The organism is Burkholderia sp. MSMB1826, from assembly GCF_001526325.1.
In the GTDB taxonomy this organism is placed as follows: domain Bacteria; phylum Pseudomonadota; class Gammaproteobacteria; order Burkholderiales; family Burkholderiaceae; genus Burkholderia.
Window position 1 is genome coordinate 33,715 of the sequence record NZ_LOYN01000014.1, and the last position, 20,312, is coordinate 54,026.

Here is a 20,312-nt window from a genome sequence, read left to right on the forward strand (position 1 = left end):
ATGGCCATTCCGCTCACCTACATCGCGCGCAACCTGTGGACCCGACGGCTCACCACCGCGCTCACGGCCGGCGGGATGGCGCTCGTGATCTTCGTGTTCGCGACGGTGCAGATGCTCGACGCGGGGCTCACGAAAACGCTCGTGTCGACCGGCGAGGCGGACAACGCGGTGGTGATCCGCAAGGGCGCCGAGACCGAGATCCAGAGTTCGATCGACCATCAGCAGGCCAACGCGCTCGAGATGCACCCGGCCGTCGCGCTCGGCCCGGACGGACGGCCGCTCGTCTCGAAGGAAGCCGTCGTGCTGATCTCGCTCGTCAAGACGTCGACCGGCAAGCCGTCGAACGTCGTGATCCGCGGCGTGTCGCCGGCCGGCTTCGCGCTGCGGCCGCACGTGAAGCTCGCGGCCGGCCGCCCGTTCGCGCCGGGCTCGTCGGAGATCGTCGTCGGCAGCGCGATCGCGAAAGGCTTCAGCGGCACGCAGCTCGGCGACCGCCTGCATTTCGCGCAGCGCGACTGGACCATCGTCGGCGTGTTCGACGCGGGCGGCAGCGGCTTCGACTCGGAGATCTGGGGCGACGTCGACCAGCTGATGCAGTCGTTCCGGCGCACCAGCTATTCGTCGATGGTGCTGCGCATCCCGAGCGCCGACGGCTTCGCGCGCTTCAAGGCCGACATCGACGTCGACCCGCGGCTGACCGACGAGGCGAAACGCGAACAGACCTTCTACGGCGACCAGTCGAAGGCGCTGTCGACGTTCATCAACATCCTCGGCATCACGCTGTCGACGATCTTCTCGATCGCCGCGATGATCGGCGCGATGATCACGATGTATGCATCGGTCGCGAACCGCGTGGCCGAGATCGGCACGCTGCGCGCGCTCGGCTTCAAGCGCACCAACGTGCTCGCCGCGTTCCTGCTGGAGGCGCTGCTGCTCGGCTTCGTCGGCGGCGTGATGGGGCTCGCGTGCGCGTCGCTGATGCAGTTCGCGTCGTTCTCGACGACCAACTTCCAGACCTTCTCGGACCTGTCGTTCCGCTTCGTGCTGACGCCCGCGATCGTCGTGAAGACGCTCGTGTTCTCGCTCGTGATGGGACTCGTCGGCGGCTTCCTGCCGGCGATGCGCGCCGCGCGGCTCAAGATCGTCGACGCGCTGCGCGCGCAGTGACGCGCGCCGCCGCTCACGTTCGACGTTCGCGCGGCACCCACGCGCCGTGGAACCCGGCCGGCACGCGGCGCGGCAGATGCACGGTCGCGACCGGCCCCGCGTCGATCGCGCGCGCATCGAGGATCACGACGTCGCTCGTATCCGTCGCCGCGCGGTAGACCATCACCAGCAGCCAGCCGTCGTCCTCGTCTTCGTCGCGACGGCCCGGACGCGGCACGAACACCGGCTCGCCGTTCTGGTCGCCGGCCGGCACCGCGTAGTGCATCGTCGTGCCGCGCACGTGATCGAAACGCATCACGCCGCGCATTTCGGCGTTGTTCGGCTGCTCGGCCGCATACAGGTAGCGGTAGCGGCGCCCGGTCCGGCTTTCGTCGATGCGCGGCAGCTCGATGCCGCCGTCGGCAAGCGGTCCTTCGTCGACCAGCCCGTTCGCCGTATCGATCACGTAGCGCCACAGCTCGCCGACCGGGTTGTCGGCGAAGCGACCCGTGCGCGCGTCGAGCCGCAGGAACGACGGATAGCGCACCGCGTCGAGCACGATGCACGACGCGTCGCAGTCGTACGCGTTCACGACGTGCTGGATGAAGCACGGCTCGACGCCGAACCAGCGCACGTCGCCGCCATGGCGCGGGATCACGCCGATGCGCGCGGGCCGGTCGTCGTGCCAGCGCAGCGGCATCCGGTGGCCTTGCTTCAGCAGCGAGAAGTCGTAGCCGACGTTCAGGTCGAGCAACAAGCTGCGGGTTTCGGTGATCGCGAGGTCGTGCATCATCGACGGCGCGCTCAGCTCGATCTCGAGCTCGACGCGCGGCACGCCCTGCGCATCCGCGACGCCGTAGCGCAGCCACGGCGCACGCCAGTCCGCGCGGAACAGGATCAGCTCGCCCGTCACCGGATCGACCTTCGGATGCGCGGTCATCCCGCCGTCGAAACCCGCATGCCGCGCCGGCAGGCCGAGCGAATCGAGCGCCGCGGTGATCGCGAGCGGCGCGCCGCCCTCGGCCAGCGCGAGCAGTTCGCCCGCATGCTGCAACAGGCTCACGTTCGGATTGGTGTCGGGCAGATGCGGCACTTGCCCGGGCGCGTGCACGGCGGCCCAGCGCTGCGTGCGCGCCCAGCGGTTCCGGTAGCCGGCCGCCCGGCCGCCGTCGAACGCGATCGCATGCAGCATCGCGGCCTCCGGCCACCACGACAGCATGTCGTTGCCTTCGAAACGGCCGCCCGGCGGGTTCGGGCCGTTGCGCAGCAGCGTGCCGCAGAGTTCGCGCGGAATGGCGCCCGTCACACGCAGATCGACGAGATCGACTTCGTCGGCGACCGGCGCGATCGCGCCACGGTTCAGGTCGAATACGGTCATTGCGTCGGCGCTCCGTCAGTGGCCTTCGGTGGACGGCGGCAGGTCGCCGCGCGCCAGCGCGAGCGCATGGTCGCGTACGTCGTCGGGCCAGCCGGCGACGCACTCGGCCAGTCGCGCCGGATCGTTCGCATACAGCGCCCGCGCGGCTTCCTCGAAACCGGGCAGGTCGCCCGCCATCGCCGACATGAAGTGGTAGGCACGGGCCTGCGCGTCGCGCTGCCGGTCGGCCGCCGCATGCGTGCGTCGCGCGTCCTCGACGAGCTTGCGCAGCGCGACCGACGCGCCGCCCGGCTGTGCGCCGAGCCATTCCCAGTGACGCGGCAGCAGCGTGACCTCGCGCGACACGACGCCGAGCTTCGGCCGGCCGCGGCCGCGCTGCTCGCCCGCGCCGGCCGGCTCGCCGGCGCCGCCGGATGCATCGCCCGACGGCACCGCATAGCGCGCGCGAATGTCGTCCGCGGTGCCGCGCAGGTCGAGGTCGATCGAGCGGCCCGTCGCGTCGTCGAAGATCAGGATCGAACCGGGCATCGCGTCGCCGGCCGTCTGCCGGACCGCGAGCGCGACCGTCGCGAGCGGGCCGGACGCGAGCCGCCGGTGGCCGTCGAAGGCCGTGTACGAAGGAAGGAGCGTGGAAGTCGTCATGGTGGTCGCCCGCGGGCTGGAATCGGAATGACGCTATTTTTATCCGGGTATTAATTGGATGTCAATATTGCCCGGGTAAAAATATCGCCAGCGGATTCCACCCTGACGCGCGGCCGAGGTGGCCGAGGTGGCCGAGGTGGCCGATCAGGCAGCCCGCGCCGGCACCGCGATGCCGCGCGCGCTGGCCAACGCGTCGTCGAGCGACACATGCCCCTCGAACGCGGACGACACCGGCGGCGGCAGGTTTTCCTCGATCGCGTGCGCGAACCGCACGCCGGCATCGTCGGCCAGCCGCGCGCGCAGCGCGGCGACATGCGGAAACGCATCGCGCTCGAACACCGCGTGATAGTCGGCCCAGCGCGCGATCCCGGCAAAGTACGCATCGGCCAGCGTGCGCCGCGCGCCCAGCAGCCACGGGCCTTCTCCGCGTTCGAGCAGCGCTTCGAGCTGCCGGTGCGCCTTCAGCACCTTGCCGCGGCCGTACGCCTGCAGCGCCGCTTTCTCGGCGCCTTCGGTGTCGTGTTCGTACACGTACCAGAGCGCACCGAACGCGTTGAAGAACGTCGTGTTCAGCCACGCCAGCATCCGGTTCAGCCGGTCGAAATCCGCGCTGCCCTGGCGAAACGCGAGGCCGCTGTCGAGCGCCTGCGCGCCGATATGGCCGAGGATCGCGATGCTTTCGGTCAGCACGTCGCCGTTCGCGGTGACGAACGCCGGCGTTTCGGCGACGGGGTTCAGCGCGACGAACGCGTCGCTCGTCACGGCACCCGGCATCGTGATGCGCGACAGCCGGTACGGGCGGCCGGTCCATTCGAGCGCGACGATCGAGCCGAACGAGCAGCCGGCGGGAATACCGTAGAGAAGGATCGGAGACATGGGGGAATTCCGCGAAAGTTGAACGAGCCGTCATGCTCCCATGGCGGACGATGGCGCAGTAGCCGCTAAAATCGAAACCCGTCGTTTCTCCATGTGGACGCTGGAAGTGAATCTGAACGATCTCTACCTGTTCGTGCAGGCGGTGGATGCCGGCAGCATGTCGGCGGCCGCGCGCCGGCTCGACCTGCCGAAATCGACGGTCAGCAAGCGCGTGGCCGAGCTCGAGCGCACGCTCGGCGCGCGGCTCGTGCATCGCACGTCGCGCAGCTTCCGGCTCACGCCGGTCGGCGCCGAATTCTTCGAGCATGCGCGCGCCGCCGTGATCGAGGCCGAAAGCGCGCGCGACGCGGTGCTGCGGCAGGCCGCCGAGCCGGCCGGCGTCGTGCGGATCACGAGCTCGGTGCCGGTCGCGCAGCACATCCTCGCGCCGTGCCTGCCGGCGCTGGCGATCGCGCACCCGAAGCTGCTGCTGCAGATTCATGCGAGCGACCGCCTCGTCGACATCGCGCAGGAAGGCTTCGACATCGCGGTGCGCAGCCATTTCGCGCCGCTGCCCGATTCCGCGCTCGTGCAACGGCCGCTCGCGGCGTCGCCGATCGTCGTCGTCGCCGCGCCGGCCTATCTCGCGCGGGCCGGCACGCCCGACACGCCGGCCGATCTCGCACAGCACGACGCGCTTCACCCGGGCCCGCAGCCGTGGCGGCTGCAGCGCGGCGGCGACGCCGTCGACGTGACGCCGCGCTTGCGGCTGCAGGCCGACGAATCGACGCTGCTGCTACAGGCGGCGACGGCCGGCCTCGGCCTCGCCTGCCTGCCCGACTGGATCGCCGGGGCCGCGCTCGCGTCCGGCACGCTCGTGCGCGTGCTGCCCGGCTGGTGCGCCGGCACCGTCACGACGACGCTGCTGATGCCGCATCGGCGCGGCCAGTTGCCGGGCGTGCGCGCCGCCGTCGAGTTTCTCGCGCAGCACGTCGCGCGCCACCACCGCAACAGCCCGGACGACGCGCACGCGTGACCGCGCGCCGCCTTCGATCGATTCAAATGCTGAATCGATCAAGTCAGCAATTGGCATGAAAGCGCAAATGTCGACATGACAGAATGGCCGGGACGCCCCGCCTGCATCGGCGTCCGGTGCCCGGCCTCCCGTCGGCGGCATCCACACCCATCACGCGCGCACCCGACGCGCCTGCCGCACGACGGCACCTTCCGCCCTTCGGAGGAGACAAGTCATGAATCCGCTTCACGCGCTGCCGGCGTCCGCGTCGGCAACGGCCCGGCGCACCCGCGTGCGCTGGCTGGTGCTGGCCGTCCTGTTCGCGATCACGACGATCAACTACGCGGATCGCGCCGCCATCGCGATCGCGGGCCCGGCGCTGGCCCGCTCGATGCACCTGAGCCACGTGCAGATGGGCTTCATCTTTTCCGCGTTCGGCTGGTCGTACGTGATCGCGCAATTGCCCGGCGGCTGGCTGCTCGACCGCTACGGCTCGCGCATCGTCTACGCATTCAGCATCTTCTTCTGGTCGCTGTTCACGCTGCTGCAAGGCGGGATCGGCTTCTTCGGCGGGGCGGCCGCGTTCGCGCTGCTGTTCGGGCTGCGTTTCCTGGTCGGCGCGGCCGAGGCGCCGTCGTTCCCCGCCAACAGCCGGATCGTGTCCGCGTGGTTCCCGGCGCCCGAGCGCGGCACCGCGTCGGCGATCTTCAACGCCGCGCAGTACGCGGCGACCGTCGTGTTCGCGCCGCTGATGGGCTGGCTCGTGCATGCGTTCGGCTGGCAGTCGGTGTTCGCGGTGATGGGCGTGCTCGGCTTCGTGTTCGTGCTGGTGTGGAACCGCACGATGTACGACCCGAAGCATCACCCGAACATCAACCGCGCGGAACTCGACTACCTCGCCGAAGGCGGGGCGCTCGTCGACATCGACCATGCGACGGGCGGGCGCGACGGCGGCCCGTCGATGCGCCACGTGAAGGCGCTGCTGAGGAACCGGATGCTGGTCGGCGTGTACGTCGCGCAGTACTGCATCAACGCGCTCACCTACTTCTTCATCACGTGGTTCCCCGTCTATCTCGTGCAGGCGCGCGGGATGTCGATCCTCAACGCCGGCCTCGTCGCGTCGATCCCCGCCGTATGCGGGTTCCTCGGCGGGATTCTCGGCGGCGTCGTGTCCGATGCGCTGCTCAGGCAGGGCCGGTCGCTGTCGGTCGCGCGCAAGGTGCCGATCGTGATCGGCATGCTGCTGTCGATGTCGATGATCGTCTGCAATTACACCGATTCGCACGTGCTCGTCGTGGTGTTCATGGCGCTGTCGTTCTTCGGCAAGGGGCTCGGCGCGCTCGGCTGGGCCGTCAACGCCGACACCGCGCCGCGCCAGATCGCCGGCCTGAGCGGCGCACTGCTCAACACGTGCGGCAATCTTTCCAGCATCACGACGCCGATCGCGATCGGCTATATCGTCGACCGAAGCGGCTCGTTCAACGGCGCGCTCGTCTATGTCGTCGCGCATGCGCTCGTCGCCGTGATCTGCTACCTGTTCGTCGTCGGCGAGATCCGCCGCGTCGAGCTTCAATGAACGGCGCGGGCCGCGCCGGCGCGTCCGGCGGCCCGCACGCCACCGGAACCAGGAGCGAACCGATGTCCGAACCCAGCCGTGCCGGCACCCCGCGCGTCACCCGCATGCAGGTGATTCCCGTCGCCGGCCGCGACAGCATGCTGCTCAACCTGTGCGGCGCGCACGCGCCGTACTTCACGCGCAACCTCGTGATCCTCGACGACGGCAGCGGGCATACGGGCGTCGGCGAAGTGCCGGGCGGCGAAGGCATCCGCCACGCGCTCGAGCGCATGACGGATCTCGTGGTCGGGCAGCCGATCGGACGCTACCAGGCCACGCTCAACGCGGTGCGCGCGGCGCTGTCCGGCGCGGGCGCCGGCGCCGGACGCACGATTCGCCACGAAGTGACGTCGGCCGGCGAGGCGGCGGTGCTGCGTCAGCCGCACGAGATCAACCTGCGGCTCGACAACGTGATCACCGCGATCGAAGCCGCGCTGCTCGACCTGCTCGGCCAGCACCTCGACGTGCCGGTCGCGGCGCTGCTCGGCGAAGGCCAGCAGCGCGACGCGGTGCCGATGCTCGCGTATTTGTTCTACATCGGCGACCGGCGCCGCACCGATCTGCCGTATCGCGACGAAGCGCAGGCGTCGGTGCCGTGGTTCCGGCTGCGCAACGAAGCGGCGCTGACGCCGGCCGCGATCGCTCGGCAGGCCGAAGCCGCGGTCGAGCGCTACGGTTTCGCCGATTTCAAGCTGAAGGGCGGCGTGATGGCCGGCGCCGACGAGATGGAAGCGATCGCGGCGATCAAGGCGCGCTTTCCCGACGCGCGCGCGACGCTCGACCCGAACGGCGCGTGGTCGCTCGACGAGGCCGTCGCGCTGTGCCGCGGACAAGGCCACCTGCTCGCGTATGCGGAAGATCCGTGCGGGCCGGAAGGCGGTTATTCGGGCCGCGAGGTGATGGCCGAATTCCGCCGCGCGACGGGGATTCCGACCGCGACCAACATGATCGCGACCGACTGGCGGCAGATGGATCATGCGGTGCGGCTGCAGGCGGTCGACATTCCGCTCGCCGATCCGCATTTCTGGACGATGCAGGGCTCGGTGCGGCTCGCGCAGCTGTGCCGCGACTGGGGGCTCACCTGGGGTTCGCATTCGAACAACCACTTCGACGTGTCGCTCGCGATGTTCACGCATGCGGCAGCGGCCGCGCCCGGCACGATCACCGCGATCGATACGCACTGGATCTGGCAGGAAGGCGACGCGCGGCTCACGCGCGAGCCGCTCGCGATCGTCGGCGGCAAGGTGGCCGTGCCGGAACGGCCGGGGCTCGGCATCGAACTGGACATGGCGCAGGTCGAGGCCGCGCATGCGCTGTACAACGAGGTGGGTGGCACCGCGCGCGACGATGCGGTCGCGATGCGTTATCTGGTGCCGGGGTGGACGTACGATCCGAAGCGGCCGAGTTTCGGGCGGGGATGACGGGAGGCGCAGGCGGCAGCAAGCAGCAAGCACCAACCCCGACCGGCCGCCGGCCAAGCCGGCGGCCGATCCGCCACTATCTGCCGTTAGCCGGCCTCACGGCCGCTCTCGGGCGAAACGGCGACCGCCGGCACGTGGTTCGCCGCCAGTGCGTGGTTCGCTGCCGGCACGTCAGTCGGGACAGCCGGCACCAATCCCTGCAGCGATCCGCCGGACAAACCGATTTCACCCAGCAGCGAATCGATCAGCGGCGCGTGCGCGCGATAGGACAATGCCGCGGACATCGCCTGCTCAGCCAGATTGCCCCCTGTCGCGGCCGACGCGCCGCCGTCCGCCGCACCGCCGCGATTGAGCCCGTCGACCTGGATGATCTTGATGCCGTCGATCGACTTCATCGGCTCGACGGTCTGCTGAATCACGCCCGGCAACGCCTGCAGCAGCGCGAGCTTGAACTTGAGGCTGGTCTGATCCGACGAAAGCGCATTGATCGCGTCGTTCAGCGCACGCTGCGCTTCCGCCTCCGCGAGACCCTTCTTGCGCGCCGCTTCGGCCAGCTCGACCATCGCGGCAGCCTGCATCTGAGCCGCGTCCCGCTCCGCTCGCGCCTGCGTCGTGATGTGAACCGCCTGCGTTTCCGCCTCCTGCGACGCCTCGATCAGCGCCACCTGCTTCGCGCGATCCGCCTCGGCGGTCTTGCGTGTCGTCTCGACCAGTTGCTCGGCGCGCACCGCGTCCGCGAGCGACGCATTCGCGCGAGCCTGCGCCTGCGATTGCGCCTCGGACTTCTCCGCGATCACGATCGCCTTCTCCTGCTGCGCAATTTCAGTCACTTTCGCCTGCTCGATCGCCGCCATCTCCGTGACCCGCATCTGCTCGATCTCCTTCACGCGCACTTCGCGCTCCGCTTCCACCTTGCGGGTGCGCAATGCCTGCTCGCGCTGGATCTCGGATTCCTGGATCTGCCGCTCGGCGGCGATCCGGCTCTGCTCCGCCTCCTGGTGACGCTCGGCCTCGAACGTGGCGATGCGGGAATTCTGTTCGGCCGTGCGCGTCTTGACCTGCTGCTCCTGTTCGAGCTTCATGAACGATTCCTGCTGCTCGATTTCGAGCTTGCGGGACAGTGCGTCGCGGTTCTTTTCACGCACGGCCACCTCGGTATCCTGCTCGACCTCGTTGCGCTCCTTGCGGCGCCGCTCGGTTTCTTGGGTGAGCTTCGTCAGGCCTTCGGCATCGAACGCATTGTTCGGATCGAAATACTCCTTCGACGTCTGGTTGAAATTGGTCAGCGACACGCTTTCCAATTCCAGCCCGTTCTTCGTCAGATCTTCGGCGACAGTGTTCTGCACGCCCTGCACGAATTTTTCGCGGGCGTCCTGCAGGTCCTGCATCGTCATCTGCGCGGCAGTCGAGCGCAGCGCATCGACGAACTTGTCGTCGACGAGCGCGCGCAGGTTTTCCGGCGCAAGCGTGCGCTGCCCGAGCGTCTGCGCGGCGGTCGACACCCCCTCTTCGGTCGGTGCGACCCGCACGAAGAAGGCCACGACCACGTCGACACGCATCCGGTCCTTCGTGATGAGGCTATCGCGCGTCGCTCGGCTCACTTCGAGCTTCAGCGTGTTCATGTTGATCGGGATCACCTCGTGAAACACCGGCAGCACCACCGCGCCGCCGCTCATGATCACCTTCTGACCGCCGAGACCGGTGCGGACGAAGGCCCGCTCCGCGGACGCCCGGACATAGAGACGCGCGAAAATCAGGCCGATCACGCAGAGACCCACCACCACTGCCAACGCAATGGCGCCCCAGAATGAGAGTGCATTCATCATGATATTTGTTCGACTCCTGTGTACGGATGGTGACAGCAACATGCGCCAGCCCGCGCCGCCCGGAACAGCGGCCGCCCGGCGAAAAGGGATTCAGAGCAATTCGGGCCGGGGATTTTCGATCGCGTGATAGCGCGAACCCGAGATGCGCGACACGAGCAGGACCGTCGTGCCTTTCGCGAAAGTCCGGCCGGCTTCGTCCGGCTCCACCCGGACATAGTGCTGCTGGCCGTGCTCGTCGACGAGCCGTGCTTCGGCCGGATTGCCCAGCGATGCTTCGCCGGTGATGATCCGTGCGGTGCGGCCGATAAAATCGGCTTCGGAAACCGCCGTGGTCTCGCTTTGCGGGAGAAAGCGCGCGACGAATTTACCGGTGTGACGCACGAACGGCAGCGCCGCGGCCGCCGCCAACCCGACGGCTAGCGCGGTAGGCATCATGAAACCCGCGACGGCCTGCAGTGATGTCTGCAACGCGAGCCCGACAACTGAAAAGCCGAGCAGGAAGAGGATCAGCAGGATCAGCAGCGGAACCCGACCCACATGCAGCCAGCCGAGAAACTGGCCGACAACGCTGGCGTCGGCGCCGCTGTCGGCATGATCGAGACCAAAATGCAGGACGAGCAAGCTGCCCGCATGCTCGGTCAGGCTCAGCCCCATCAGCATCGATACGCATTCCAGCGCGCCGATGACGATCATCAACCCGATGGCGGCGACGAATGGCGCGTTACCCGGCAGCATCAGTGAAGAAATCATTATCGTTTTGCTCTCAGGTTCGGAAACATCCGGTCAGGAGATGTCGCCCGGCAGCTTTCCGGGTTGCGACTTCAGGCGTGCGACGCGTTCCTCGATCCGCTGCTCCTTGTGCAGGGTTTCAAGACGATACAGCAGTGACGGATCGGCCGACGAGGGACTGGTACCCAATCCCGGCGCGCCGGTCGCGCCGGCCATCGTCCGGTTGAAACCCTGTTCGAGCTGCTCCGCCCGCGGGTCGACGGCTGCCGCGCCTTCCGTCCGGCGCTCGCCGTCGCCGGGCGCGGCCGCCCGTGCCGCGATCAGTTCACGCAGCCCCGCTTCCATCTCGGCCCGCTTCGCGCGCAGACCCAGCAGATCGCCCTCGGCGACCTGCGCCTGCTCGCTCGCCTCGTGAAGCGACTGCTGGAGCACGCCGAGCTGATCCTCCAGCTCGATCTGTCGTTCCGCGCCGGCACGCACGGCTGCATCGTCGTTTCTGGCGAGCGCGGTGCCCAGCAGCTCGTTCAGCCGTTCGATCTCGTTGTTGATGCGTGCAATTGCCTTTGCAGCCTGATACCGCGTGGCTTCGTGCCGTCCCAGCACAACCCGCGCCTGCGCGATCACCTCATCGAACTCGCGTAGATACTGCTCGAGAATGGCCTGCGGCATGCGGCTTTCCAGCGAACCGATCAACGCATGCACGTTCGCGGTCAACAATCTTTTGACTCGGATACCGAAATGTTCTGTCGTCACGACTTGTCACTCCTTCTGGGATTCATGCGGACCGGGACGGCCCGGTCATCAAGCGCCGGCTGCTCACGGCTTCGCCTGAGCTGGCTGAATAAGGTTCGCCAGTTCCTTGACCTCGTGCACGTACGAATCGAGCACGGCAGGATCATAGGCGGGTGGATTGCCGGTCACGGCAAGGCGCAGTAGCCCGAGCAACAGACGCATGCTCTTCGCAGTCAGCCGCGCTTCGAGTTCGCCTGCGGCCTCGCCAATCGGCTTGCCCGGCGGCGCCGCCGTCACAAGGCTGGCCATAAGTTCCGGGAGTTGCGACGCGAGCAGCGTCACGATTTCAGAGCGGTGATGGGTAGCGTGTTCGTAGGCGTCGATCGCGTCGAGGATCGGCCGCACCTGCTCCCTGAACAGCGCCGCGCATCGGACGAAGTCGTGCGCCCCCTTGACCCGCCGGCGAGCGTCGGCAATCAGCGCGCGAATCTTGTCGCTAGGGCTTGTTGCATCCGGCAATTGCAGTTCGACCAGCCACGCGAGATCGTCCTCCGGAATTCGTACCGATACGGTTTGCATGACGTTCAATCTCTTCGATTTGCTTACTCAAAGCATAATGCGGCCGTATGCAAATGTATACGTTTGTATTTTGAGATAGATGAGAGACGTCAGATGCAAAAGACAAAAAGGTCCGATCTCGCAATGATGTGCCCCCAAGAGTCGGACATCAATCCAACCCTTGTTCTTTTGAACCTGAACCGCTTGGATTTCTTGGACAGTGCCAAGCGTTAGTGCTCGGTCTTTCATGAGCCTTCGCCCGTAGGCCGAAGGCTGTATTGCCGGGCGAATTCGCCGATGCAAACTGATATAGTGCAACCCGCGCACCGCTTGGGCATCGCCTGTACCTGCTGGGCGAGCCAAGAAGCGCGCGCATCCGAGGTGCACGCGATTAGCGCGCTGGTGCACAGCTGTCTGGAAATCGGGCGACTGGCGGCAGAAACAACGACGGCTAGCCGGCAGAGACGGCGATCTGCTGGCTTGGGCCGCAGCACGCTGCTTGCGTCATTTGCGATCCAGCGTGCCCGCGCCGGTCAACGCGTGTGCGTGATTGATATGGATCTCGACTCTCCAGGCGCAGGTCGCCTACTTTCCGCGGATCGCGATGGGCTCATGGCGCCGTGGGGTGTAGTGGATTTCCTCATCGAACATCGCTTATCCGTGGCAGCGGCGGTTTGAGATTGCACCGTCCGCCGCACCGTGCCCTGACGACGTCGTGCCACTTGTTCCGCTTTCGTTGGCCGACCTCGACGCGATCGTTGCAACTCGGCAACATCGCAAGCTGTCGGTGCCGTCCCTCCTTCGACATGGGCGGCAAGCCAGCTCTCGACGTCCTCGAGACGCCAGAGCAACCGCTTGGTGTTCGGCAGGCGGCAAATCGGCGGAAGGGACTGCGGATTGCGAGTAGCGTCGCTGCGGATGCTTGCGACAGACTTTTGGAGGTAGTTGGAAAGCTGTTCTACGGTGAGCAGAGATTTCATGGGCGAACCACTCCGATCCCGGCTGGTCGATGACCAGCCAAGTTCGGATGAGTCCGCGGTTCCGTACCTTGCCCAGATGGACGAAGACTTTACGCTTATCGCTACTTGCCCAAATTAGCAGCGAGCACTTGTACGGCGGGGTTGTCCCCCATGTTCGCCTCGCTCTCCAAGCTATGCTATCCCGTTAATTTCCGGCCTCATCCTGACCGGCGGAAGTCATAAACCTGGCGATTGCTCTCTGCATCCTTTCTGGCTCACCCACCAATCCGCTTATGGCGGGGGCTGCTGAACAGTCCGTGGCTCCACGCTTTGTGGACAAGGTCCAGTTTGCTAGACCCCTTGCCCTTTGCTTTTGTCTCGTAGCCGTTCTGTACGTCTTCAGCGCGATTACCAAGGATCGTACCCGCAATTTGCTGCAATGTCATGCATCCGCTGCGGGGGAGGCGCTGCAACCTTGGCACAAATTTGGCACACATGGTGTGCCAAAACCTGCTTCCAAATGCAAAACAACGCACTACATCGCAAGACGTAGTTGAGACAGGGAGTAAATCCTTGCACGCAAGAGGACGCATTTCTTTGCACTCCAACCGCAGAAATCAAAGGCCTCTGTAAAACGAAGGCCGAGCGGATGGAAGCAATTCTCTGCACTTTGTCCTAGCTGCACTGATTTCGTTGCACTTTGTGCACATGGCGTGGTGGTGGCTATGGCCCGCTTCTGATGCAGATCCCACTCGATACAGGTATGGTTGTGTGGAAGGGCAATCAGTCGACACGGACTGCAGATGTGCATGCAGCGTGCCTCGGCCAACCGCTATGGATCCCGATACCACTCACACGTCAACGCCGCCCAGTAGCCTCGATCAATTCATCTCGTCCTTGAATGATCCGGGAGGCGCGAATTCAATGATCTCAGCAAGGCGCTTCGCCGTCGCCTTGCAGATCGACATGCCAACGCTCGCGCAGTTGGCCGGCGTGGACCGCAATGCCGTTAGATCCGAGCGTATGCAAAGATTTCTTCAGGACGCTATCAAAGTCATCCAAGCCGCGGCCGATGTCTCCGGAGACGTACAGCGAGCGCTCTCTTGGTATCGCAACGAGCCGCTATCTACCTTCGACGACAAGACAGCAGAACAGCTCGTGTCGGATGGGCGCGCCGACGATTTACTGCGCTACATCTTCGCGCTTAGGGAAGGAGCTGCCGGGTAGTATGTTGCGCGTCCGCACCTGGCAACAACTCTCACACCAGAGCGAATCCACGTCTGGTGACAGAAAACAGGGAACGGGGCATATCGGTCTGGACGTTGTTCCGCGGTATGTTTCCGTCCCACCTCTTCAGTGCACTGGCGATAAGCTGGCATTTTCCTTTCCACCGTCACACCGATAGCGGATCGCGAGAAGCTTGCTGGCGCAGTTGAGCAAGCAATGCCGCTCGATGATGGATCGCCCATTCGCCGTTTAGATCGTCGGTCTCTCGAATCGCCCCCAGCTTGCTCTCGCAATAGGTGTCGTCGTCGCTCACGACCATCACCCGCACTTCTAGACGGCTTCGCAAGCCCCGAGAAATTATCCTATAGCACACATTACTCAATACAATCAATGACTTAGTTTGACGTCACGAGGTTCTGCGCGCTATCGTCTCATCCTCGTGCTCCCTGCAAAAGGACGACGGCGCAGGCCACGCTACAGCCTGCGCAAGACTCAACCTATCGGACCCCTAATCAACTCGGAGGAAGTCGAAAGTGGACATTTGATCTCATGCGGAAACACAAAGGGCCCAGCCGTTGGCGCGGCTGAGCCCTTCGAAAAACGGTGCATCCATGAAGAGTGGATAGGCACATTCTAGCGGCCGACAGCATGCTGTCAAGGCCACCGGGAGTGTTTTTCTCGTCGTTTCCGCCCCCTTTATTTCATCGAGCCCCTCGCCTTGCATGTCGGCAGGCGAGGAGGGGCAACGCGTCCTCGTCACAGGAGGTTTTCGTGTTCAACGACGACGAACTACAAGCGCTGTTTGACGAACTGGGTACGCCGGTTCAAGGACAGAAAGCAATCCGCTGGATCCGTTCCAACTCCCCGGTTCGAAGGACAGATGGCGGGAGCATCAGTAATTCGGTGAGGTATTGCAGCTTGAAGATGGGAACAACAGTGGACTGCGAGGCGTATCACACCGAATATGCTGCCGCGGTGACGTGGGATCACGACGATGAAACCATCGAATTCTATGGGCAACCCTACCACCTAGCCATCGTACAAACCGCACCGAGCGGACGGCGGTCCAGCTTTCAGTATGTCCCTGATTTTTTGCGCATCACTCGCGCCGGCTTCCAGTTCGTCGAATGCAAGCTCGAGGAAGATCTGGTCAAGCTGGCACGAGAAAAACCTCACATGTACACGGTTGATCAGTCCGGCGAGTGGCGCCGGATTGCAGCCGAGCAAGCAGCGGCGGAACTCGGTGCGACCTTCGTTATCCGTTCATCTCGCGAAAACGCATGGGCGCTCATCGAGAACCTTGAGTTTTTGCGCGACTACAAAGCGTGGAAGCCTCAGAACGACGTGACGCAAATTGCCGGCCTCCACGAACGGATCGCGTCTCGTCCGTGGAGCACTATCGCGTCAGTACTCAACGACCTCCCTGATATCGCGGACACGTTGTACTCCGAGATCTCATCTGGGCGGGTCGTTTTCGATTTGCCCAGCGATCGCCTAACGAATCCTCAGGAAGCACTGGTTTTCCGGGACAGACATGCAGCCGTCGCGTACCGCTCATTCGCCAAGTCCGAAACTACATCGCCCCGTCAATCGGTCACGCTCTCGATCGGCCCCGGCGCTCGCTTCCAGTGGGATGGACGGCTTTGGGAAGTCCTGAACCGTGGTGATTCATCGATAGCATGTCGCAGTATCGATGAGAAGGCAGGCTGCCACTCAAACTTCATTGAGCTTACCCCTAACGTTCTCGACGAGCTTGCTCAGCAGGGAAAGATCATCCCTGTCGTCGACAAACCCCTAACCGATCGCCGAGACGCGTTAGCAATTCTCGAGCGCGTCAGTGTTCAAAAGCTACAAATCGCAGTCGAACGTTATCGCGTCCTATTCGAGCCCAACGCTGCCACCACCCTGGCTCATTGCACGCTCCGCACACAGAAGTACTGGCTTGCCGACTATCGACGAGCCGAACATACCTACGGATACGGGTTCATTGGCTTAGTTCCAAATGTGACACAAAGCCAGGGCAATCACTGTCGAAAAATCGCGCAACCAGTCATCGATGTCATGCAGCATGTATACCAAGAGAAGTGGACGAAGCCACAACAAAAAACAATGACTGCAATGTACGGCCTGGTCATAAACCTATGCGACCAGCAAGGATTTCGATCGCCGAGTCGCAAAACGTTTGCAGCAGAAATAAGAAAACTCAAGACTCCCAAAGATGTAGTCAAGCGACTCGGCTCCCGCGTGGCCTATGAGTTGGAACCCATCGTCCCGTATTGGTGGATTGGGCCAACAACACCGCCACACGGGACGCACCCCTTCCACATTGCTCACATCGACCATACCCCGCTGCCAATAAGAGTTCGGGCACGACTTGATGGCCGTGTTTTGAAGACAATCTGGCTGACGTTGATGGTGTGCACATTCACACGGCGAATATTAGCGTACTACCTCACGTTCGATCCACCTTCCTATCGTTCATGCATGATGGTGATCCGAGAATGTGTCAGGCGGCACGGGAGAGTTCCTCAATTTATCGTCACAGATAGGGGACCGGACTTCGAATCAATTTACTTCGAACAGCTTCTCGCTGCCCTCAAATGCCACAAGAAGCGGCGCAAAACGGCGCGCCCGCACGATGGGTCGGTGATCGAATCGCTATTTGGAACAACCCAAGAAGCATTCATTCACAACCTGCTTGGCAACACGCAGGCAGAAAGCCAATACAGAAAAGTCACAAAGGAGATATCCCCATCGCGTCTGGCCATCTGGACCTACGAAACGTTCAGTCGAAAATTCGAGGAATACCTGAACAAGGTGTACGACAAAAATCACCACACTGCACTCGGGTGCAGTCCACTCGAGGCATATAACACCGGCATCGAGTTAACAGGGCGTCGGCATCACGTTCGTGTCCCATACAACGACGCGTTCATGTTGATGACCATGCCATCAACGGCCAAGGGCACCGCCAAAGTGACTGTTCGCGGCATCAAGGTTAACTACTGCTACTACTCATCGCCAGCGCTGCGAATCCTTTCAAGGATCGGCGAACGAGTACCTGTTCGATTCGATCCTTTCGACATGGGCATCGCCTATGCATACATCGAGAACAAGTGGCACGAATGTCACTCCGAGCACTACGTCGTGTTCCGTGGACGCTCACAACGCGAAGTCCAACTGGCCAGCGAACGGTTACGTGAAAAATTCCGGCTCGCCGGCGCACAAGAATCCGTCAATGCACAGCGCTTGGCCAACTTCCTTACTACCGCGGAAGCTGAAGAAGCCGTCGCACTTCAAAGGCTCCATGAACTCGAGATGGAGACCTCAGAACCAGCTGTAGCGAAGAGCCAGTCCGGTGAAACCACGTCGCCGGAAGACTTGGTCCATCTGGACACGTCAGAGTACGTGCCCTACCAACCGAAGATCCTGGAGGAATTCTGATGTTCACCTTCGCAGAAAACTCTCCAGAGTATGCCGAGTTGCTGAAATTCAAGTCGAGACGTGTCATGCATCTCAAGTTGAAAGAGGCCCTTGACTCGCTGTGCAACGCTGGCAATCCGTCCCGCGCTGATTCGTTCATGGTTCTCGTTGGCCCATCTGGCGTCGGCAAGTCTGTCGCCATTGAGGAGTTCATCAAGCGAGTAAACATGTCGTACGCCACCCAGCTCGAGTCCGACCCGTCATTCGTGCCAGCCGTATTGGTCTGCCTTCCGGCTCCAATCCGCGGGGATTTCAATTGGAAAGATGCGCTCGTCCGTACGCTCGAATGCTTCTACGAACCGCTCATTCGACGAAAGGTTATCCAACGCATGCTGGTCGAACTCGACGGAGAGATTGTTGGAAATCTTCCCGCACTGGTGGCGGAAGAACTCCGAAGAGCGCTGAGAAGCTGCGTCATCCACCGAGGGACAAAGATCATCGCCTTCGACGAAGCGAGTCACCTGTTCATCATTCGTTCAAGGTCGCAGCTCTCGCTGCAGTTGAAGCTAGTTAAATCTCTCAAGAACGACATCGAAATACCTATGATCCTTGCCGCCACCTATGAACTCATCAAGCCGGAGAACTTCGATTCGCAACTGCTCAGACGCTCAGATATCGTTCATTTCGGACGATACACGGCCGAAGACCTCCTGAGCGGAAACTCATACGGCGACTCGTTCCGCGACACCATACACACGATGCTTCATGCGCTGCCGGTTGAGTGGGATAAGGATCTCGTGAATCACGCCGACTATTTCCTCATGCGATCCGTGGGATGCGTCGGCATCCTCAAAACATGGTTGCAGCGCGCGCTTGAACGGGCCTTGACCCACGGCATCCCGGTAGATAGCACCCTACTTGAGGCAACGGCCTTCTCGAACTATAAGCTGATGGCGATGCTGAAAGAGGCGATAGCAGGAGAAGCCCTTCTGAATGACATCAAGGAAGACGATCTCGCACACGAGCTCGGATTTGATTACATCCCCACAATTCCATCTCGGAAGCAAGCCGCCTCCCCGGAGTCACGTCGCCCTGTAAAGAAGCGCCGACCAGGGACAAGAAAGCCAGGGCGAGATCCCGTCGGAGGAACCTCAAATGACTTCTGATCTCGATCTGTGGCAAACGTCGAATTGGCAGATGCCGGAACGAAGCCGCCTGTATCGGATCGCTCCGCTAGGCAACGATTCGATCATGCGAGAAGCATTGCATAGCGTGTTGATTCGCCTCGCTCTCGCTCATACCGTCAGCCCCCTTGTTTTGATGAGGCGCGAGATCGTTCCGGAGACAAGGATTCGACATACCAAACATAGTTCGAGCTTCACGGAGTCTCACCTGAAGACCATGAACGGCGTGGGCAAGTACGCTGCAGAGTTCACCCGAAAGCTGGAAGACTTGACCAGCCAACAGAAGCTCAGCGAATGCTCTTTCATGCTCTGGTCCGGTCTCCTCGACCCACGAGCACTCGGGCTCCTATACACACATCCAAGGTGGTGCCCGATGTGCTTCCTTGAATGGCGTGATGCCGGACACGAACCATATCTTCCATTGATCTGGCAAGCAGCCCCGATTTTGGTATGCCCAGTCCACAGCATGGCGTTGCAGCATGAATGCCCTTCGTGCCGACGGATTCAGCCATTTGTGCCGCGCCACGCGCATGTGGACTTTTGTTCTCGGTGCGGCAGTTGGCTCGCGGCGAACCATAAGGAGCTCAAAGGAATCGTCAAAGCAAGCCGAATCAGCCCGCGTCAGCGGTACAACATCGATGCAATCGGCGAAATGATTCTCCATGGACCGGAAATCAGCGAATTGCTCACAGCTCAGCATCTGCAGACTCGCATTGCCGAGATCGCTGAGCGTCACTTCGATGGCACCGTCGCGAATATCGAGAGAGCACTTGGATTCACAAAGCGGGTCATCAGCCAATGGCGTTACCGAAACGTGCAGCCATCGCTGCCGGCCCTTCTTCTGATGACACAAGGGCTACGCACCACGCCCGTCGCATTCCTGCGCGACGGTCTCGACGACTCGTTTACGGCTCCTCCGCAAAGGCAGTTCCGGCCGCCTACGCGCCGGACTTTAGATTTGTCAGTCAAACAGCGCACGGCTTTGACTGACGCGCTCCGAAATATCATCGCCGAAGGCTACTCCGAGTTCCCCATGAAGGACGTTGCAGAGAGGTTGGGCTACAAGTACACGTACCTTCGATACTGGTTCGAGGACGAGTGTCGGCAGATCTCGCGTCTTCATCGGCACTGGGTACTGGCCCAACGCAAGGAGAAGGAGGTTCGTGATGCCGAGCTTACAACCCAACTCGTCCGGGCCGTGTATTCGACATACGCACATGTTACTCGTCGCCATATCGAAAAATGCTTACGGGAGGCCGGCTTGTCGCTCGCCAACCCAGTTGTACGTGAAGCGGCAAATCGAGTGAAGTTCGACCACTTTTCTGCCTGTCGGCCTGTACAACACCATGATCCAACCAGCGCCCTTGCCTATGGCGAGCACGGACCCAAAGATTGCCATCCACCAGACTGAAGGGCGACGCATCGTAAAGCACGAAAGACCTTTCAGGTTACAGACGGGACATATTCATGGATCACATGGTTGTATCGAAATCATGTCCATGAGGAAAACAGCCCACCTGATCAAGCGCGGTATCAAAACGGTGCGCGAATGCTGCGGATGCGCATTCAACCTGCTCGCCTGGGTATGCCCGACTACGTCGA

General features: G+C 62.9%; 16 protein-coding genes. 8 read left to right on the forward strand and 8 right to left on the reverse strand.

Annotation, left to right across the window (positions count from 1 at the left end; genetic code table 11):
- Complete coding sequence (locus WS95_RS06870; RefSeq protein ID WP_059822950.1) at nt 1-1,167, forward strand: ABC transporter permease; 1,167 nt, start codon at nt 1-3, stop codon at nt 1,165-1,167.
- 13 nt (nt 1,168-1,180) lie between these two features.
- Here the strand turns inward: WS95_RS06870 and WS95_RS06875 are convergent, their stop codons facing one another.
- The 3 genes from WS95_RS06875 to WS95_RS06885 form a co-directional block, all read right to left on the reverse strand.
- On the reverse strand, nt 1,181-2,524 hold the full coding sequence (locus WS95_RS06875; protein ID WP_059822952.1) for a carotenoid oxygenase family protein: 1,344 nt from the start codon (nt 2,522-2,524) through the stop codon (nt 1,181-1,183).
- Nucleotides 2,525-2,539: 15 nt separating this feature from the next.
- Nucleotides 2,540-3,166, reverse strand: a complete 627-nt coding sequence (locus WS95_RS06880) for a DUF2239 family protein (protein ID WP_059822953.1) — start codon at nt 3,164-3,166, stop codon at nt 2,540-2,542.
- A gap of 144 nt (nt 3,167-3,310) precedes the next feature.
- A complete protein-coding gene (locus tag WS95_RS06885; protein WP_059822955.1) occupies nt 3,311-4,042 on the reverse strand; it encodes a glutathione S-transferase family protein in 732 nt (243 codons plus the stop codon).
- A 40-nt stretch (nt 4,043-4,082) separates the two neighbouring features.
- Here WS95_RS06885 and WS95_RS06890 point away from each other — a divergent pair, with 40 nt between their 5' ends.
- The 3 genes from WS95_RS06890 (at nt 4,083) to WS95_RS06900 (ending at nt 8,072) form a co-directional block, all read left to right on the forward strand.
- Complete coding sequence (locus WS95_RS06890) at nt 4,083-5,057, forward strand: LysR family transcriptional regulator (protein ID WP_059822956.1); 975 nt, start codon at nt 4,083-4,085, stop codon at nt 5,055-5,057.
- Nucleotides 5,058-5,271: 214 nt separating this feature from the next.
- A complete protein-coding gene (locus tag WS95_RS06895) occupies nt 5,272-6,612 on the forward strand; it encodes an MFS transporter (RefSeq protein WP_059822958.1) in 1,341 nt (446 codons plus the stop codon).
- Between the two features lie 62 nt (nt 6,613-6,674).
- The gene (locus tag WS95_RS06900; protein WP_059822981.1) at nt 6,675-8,072 is read left to right on the forward strand and encodes an enolase C-terminal domain-like protein; all 1,398 of its coding nucleotides are present in this window, start codon (nt 6,675-6,677) and stop codon (nt 8,070-8,072) included.
- Nucleotides 8,073-8,158: 86 nt separating this feature from the next.
- On the opposite strand, the gene WS95_RS06905 is transcribed toward WS95_RS06900, so the two are convergent.
- The 4 genes from WS95_RS06905 to WS95_RS06920 all read right to left on the reverse strand — a co-directional run bounded on the left by WS95_RS06905 (nt 8,159) and on the right by WS95_RS06920 (nt 11,938).
- Nucleotides 8,159-9,898, reverse strand: a complete 1,740-nt coding sequence (locus WS95_RS06905; RefSeq protein ID WP_257139625.1) for a flotillin family protein — start codon at nt 9,896-9,898, stop codon at nt 8,159-8,161.
- Nucleotides 9,899-9,988: 90 nt separating this feature from the next.
- The gene (locus WS95_RS06910) at nt 9,989-10,648 is read right to left on the reverse strand and encodes an OB-fold-containig protein (protein ID WP_063890150.1); all 660 of its coding nucleotides are present in this window, start codon (nt 10,646-10,648) and stop codon (nt 9,989-9,991) included.
- 33 nt (nt 10,649-10,681) lie between these two features.
- Nucleotides 10,682-11,380 carry a PspA/IM30 family protein gene (locus WS95_RS06915; protein WP_059822960.1) on the reverse strand — a complete coding sequence of 233 codons (699 nt, stop codon included), beginning with the start codon at nt 11,378-11,380 and terminating at the stop codon, nt 10,682-10,684.
- 63 nt (nt 11,381-11,443) lie between these two features.
- Entirely contained in the window at nt 11,444-11,938 is a 495-nt protein-coding gene (locus tag WS95_RS06920) for a hypothetical protein (RefSeq protein ID WP_059822961.1), read from the reverse strand.
- Between the two features lie 1,772 nt (nt 11,939-13,710).
- On the opposite strand from WS95_RS06920, the gene WS95_RS06925 reads away from it, so the two are divergent.
- On the forward strand, nt 13,711-14,103 hold the full coding sequence (locus WS95_RS06925; protein WP_025986089.1) for a DUF2384 domain-containing protein: 393 nt from the start codon (nt 13,711-13,713) through the stop codon (nt 14,101-14,103).
- Nucleotides 14,104-14,269: 166 nt separating this feature from the next.
- On the opposite strand, the gene WS95_RS34665 is transcribed toward WS95_RS06925, so the two are convergent.
- Nucleotides 14,270-14,416, reverse strand: a complete 147-nt coding sequence (locus WS95_RS34665) for a hypothetical protein (RefSeq protein WP_156444443.1) — start codon at nt 14,414-14,416, stop codon at nt 14,270-14,272.
- Nucleotides 14,417-14,874: 458 nt separating this feature from the next.
- Between WS95_RS34665 and WS95_RS32800 the strand changes: the two genes are divergently transcribed.
- Genes WS95_RS32800 through WS95_RS32805 form a run of 3 tightly spaced genes read left to right on the forward strand, consistent with a single transcriptional unit; the run spans nt 14,875 to nt 20,121 of the window.
- Nucleotides 14,875-17,547 (forward strand): DDE-type integrase/transposase/recombinase, encoded by a 2,673-nt coding sequence (locus WS95_RS32800; protein ID WP_179950169.1) that lies wholly within the window; start codon nt 14,875-14,877, stop codon nt 17,545-17,547.
- Nucleotides 17,547-18,692, forward strand: coding sequence for an AAA family ATPase (locus tag WS95_RS06935; RefSeq protein WP_059822965.1), 1,146 nt, complete (start codon nt 17,547-17,549; stop codon nt 18,690-18,692). The genes WS95_RS32800 and WS95_RS06935 overlap by 1 nt, the downstream gene beginning before the upstream one ends.
- The gene (locus WS95_RS32805) at nt 18,682-20,121 is read left to right on the forward strand and encodes a TniQ family protein (RefSeq protein ID WP_082746858.1); all 1,440 of its coding nucleotides are present in this window, start codon (nt 18,682-18,684) and stop codon (nt 20,119-20,121) included. The genes WS95_RS06935 and WS95_RS32805 overlap by 11 nt, the downstream gene beginning before the upstream one ends.
- Nucleotides 20,122-20,312: the final 191 nt, after the last annotated feature.

What these genes read in the sequence shown, in the direction of transcription:
- WS95_RS06870 (WP_059822950.1), top strand. Translation starts at nt 1, where the DNA reads ATGGCCATTCCGCTCACCTACATCGCGCGCAACCTGTGGACCCGACGG.
- WS95_RS06875 (WP_059822952.1), bottom strand. Translation starts at nt 2,524, where the DNA reads ATGACCGTATTCGACCTGAACCGTGGCGCGATCGCGCCGGTCGCCGAC.
- WS95_RS06880 (WP_059822953.1), bottom strand. Translation starts at nt 3,166, where the DNA reads ATGACGACTTCCACGCTCCTTCCTTCGTACACGGCCTTCGACGGCCAC.
- WS95_RS06885 (WP_059822955.1), bottom strand. Translation starts at nt 4,042, where the DNA reads ATGTCTCCGATCCTTCTCTACGGTATTCCCGCCGGCTGCTCGTTCGGC.
- WS95_RS06890 (WP_059822956.1), top strand. Translation starts at nt 4,083, where the DNA reads ATGGCGGACGATGGCGCAGTAGCCGCTAAAATCGAAACCCGTCGTTTC.
- WS95_RS06895 (WP_059822958.1), top strand. Translation starts at nt 5,272, where the DNA reads ATGAATCCGCTTCACGCGCTGCCGGCGTCCGCGTCGGCAACGGCCCGG.
- WS95_RS06900 (WP_059822981.1), top strand. Translation starts at nt 6,675, where the DNA reads ATGTCCGAACCCAGCCGTGCCGGCACCCCGCGCGTCACCCGCATGCAG.
- WS95_RS06905 (WP_257139625.1), bottom strand. Translation starts at nt 9,898, where the DNA reads ATGATGAATGCACTCTCATTCTGGGGCGCCATTGCGTTGGCAGTGGTG.
- WS95_RS06910 (WP_063890150.1), bottom strand. Translation starts at nt 10,648, where the DNA reads ATGATTTCTTCACTGATGCTGCCGGGTAACGCGCCATTCGTCGCCGCC.
- WS95_RS06920 (WP_059822961.1), bottom strand. Translation starts at nt 11,938, where the DNA reads ATGCAAACCGTATCGGTACGAATTCCGGAGGACGATCTCGCGTGGCTG.
- WS95_RS06925 (WP_025986089.1), top strand. Translation starts at nt 13,711, where the DNA reads ATGGATCCCGATACCACTCACACGTCAACGCCGCCCAGTAGCCTCGAT.
- WS95_RS06935 (WP_059822965.1), top strand. Translation starts at nt 17,547, where the DNA reads ATGTTCACCTTCGCAGAAAACTCTCCAGAGTATGCCGAGTTGCTGAAA.
- WS95_RS32805 (WP_082746858.1), top strand. Translation starts at nt 18,682, where the DNA reads ATGACTTCTGATCTCGATCTGTGGCAAACGTCGAATTGGCAGATGCCG.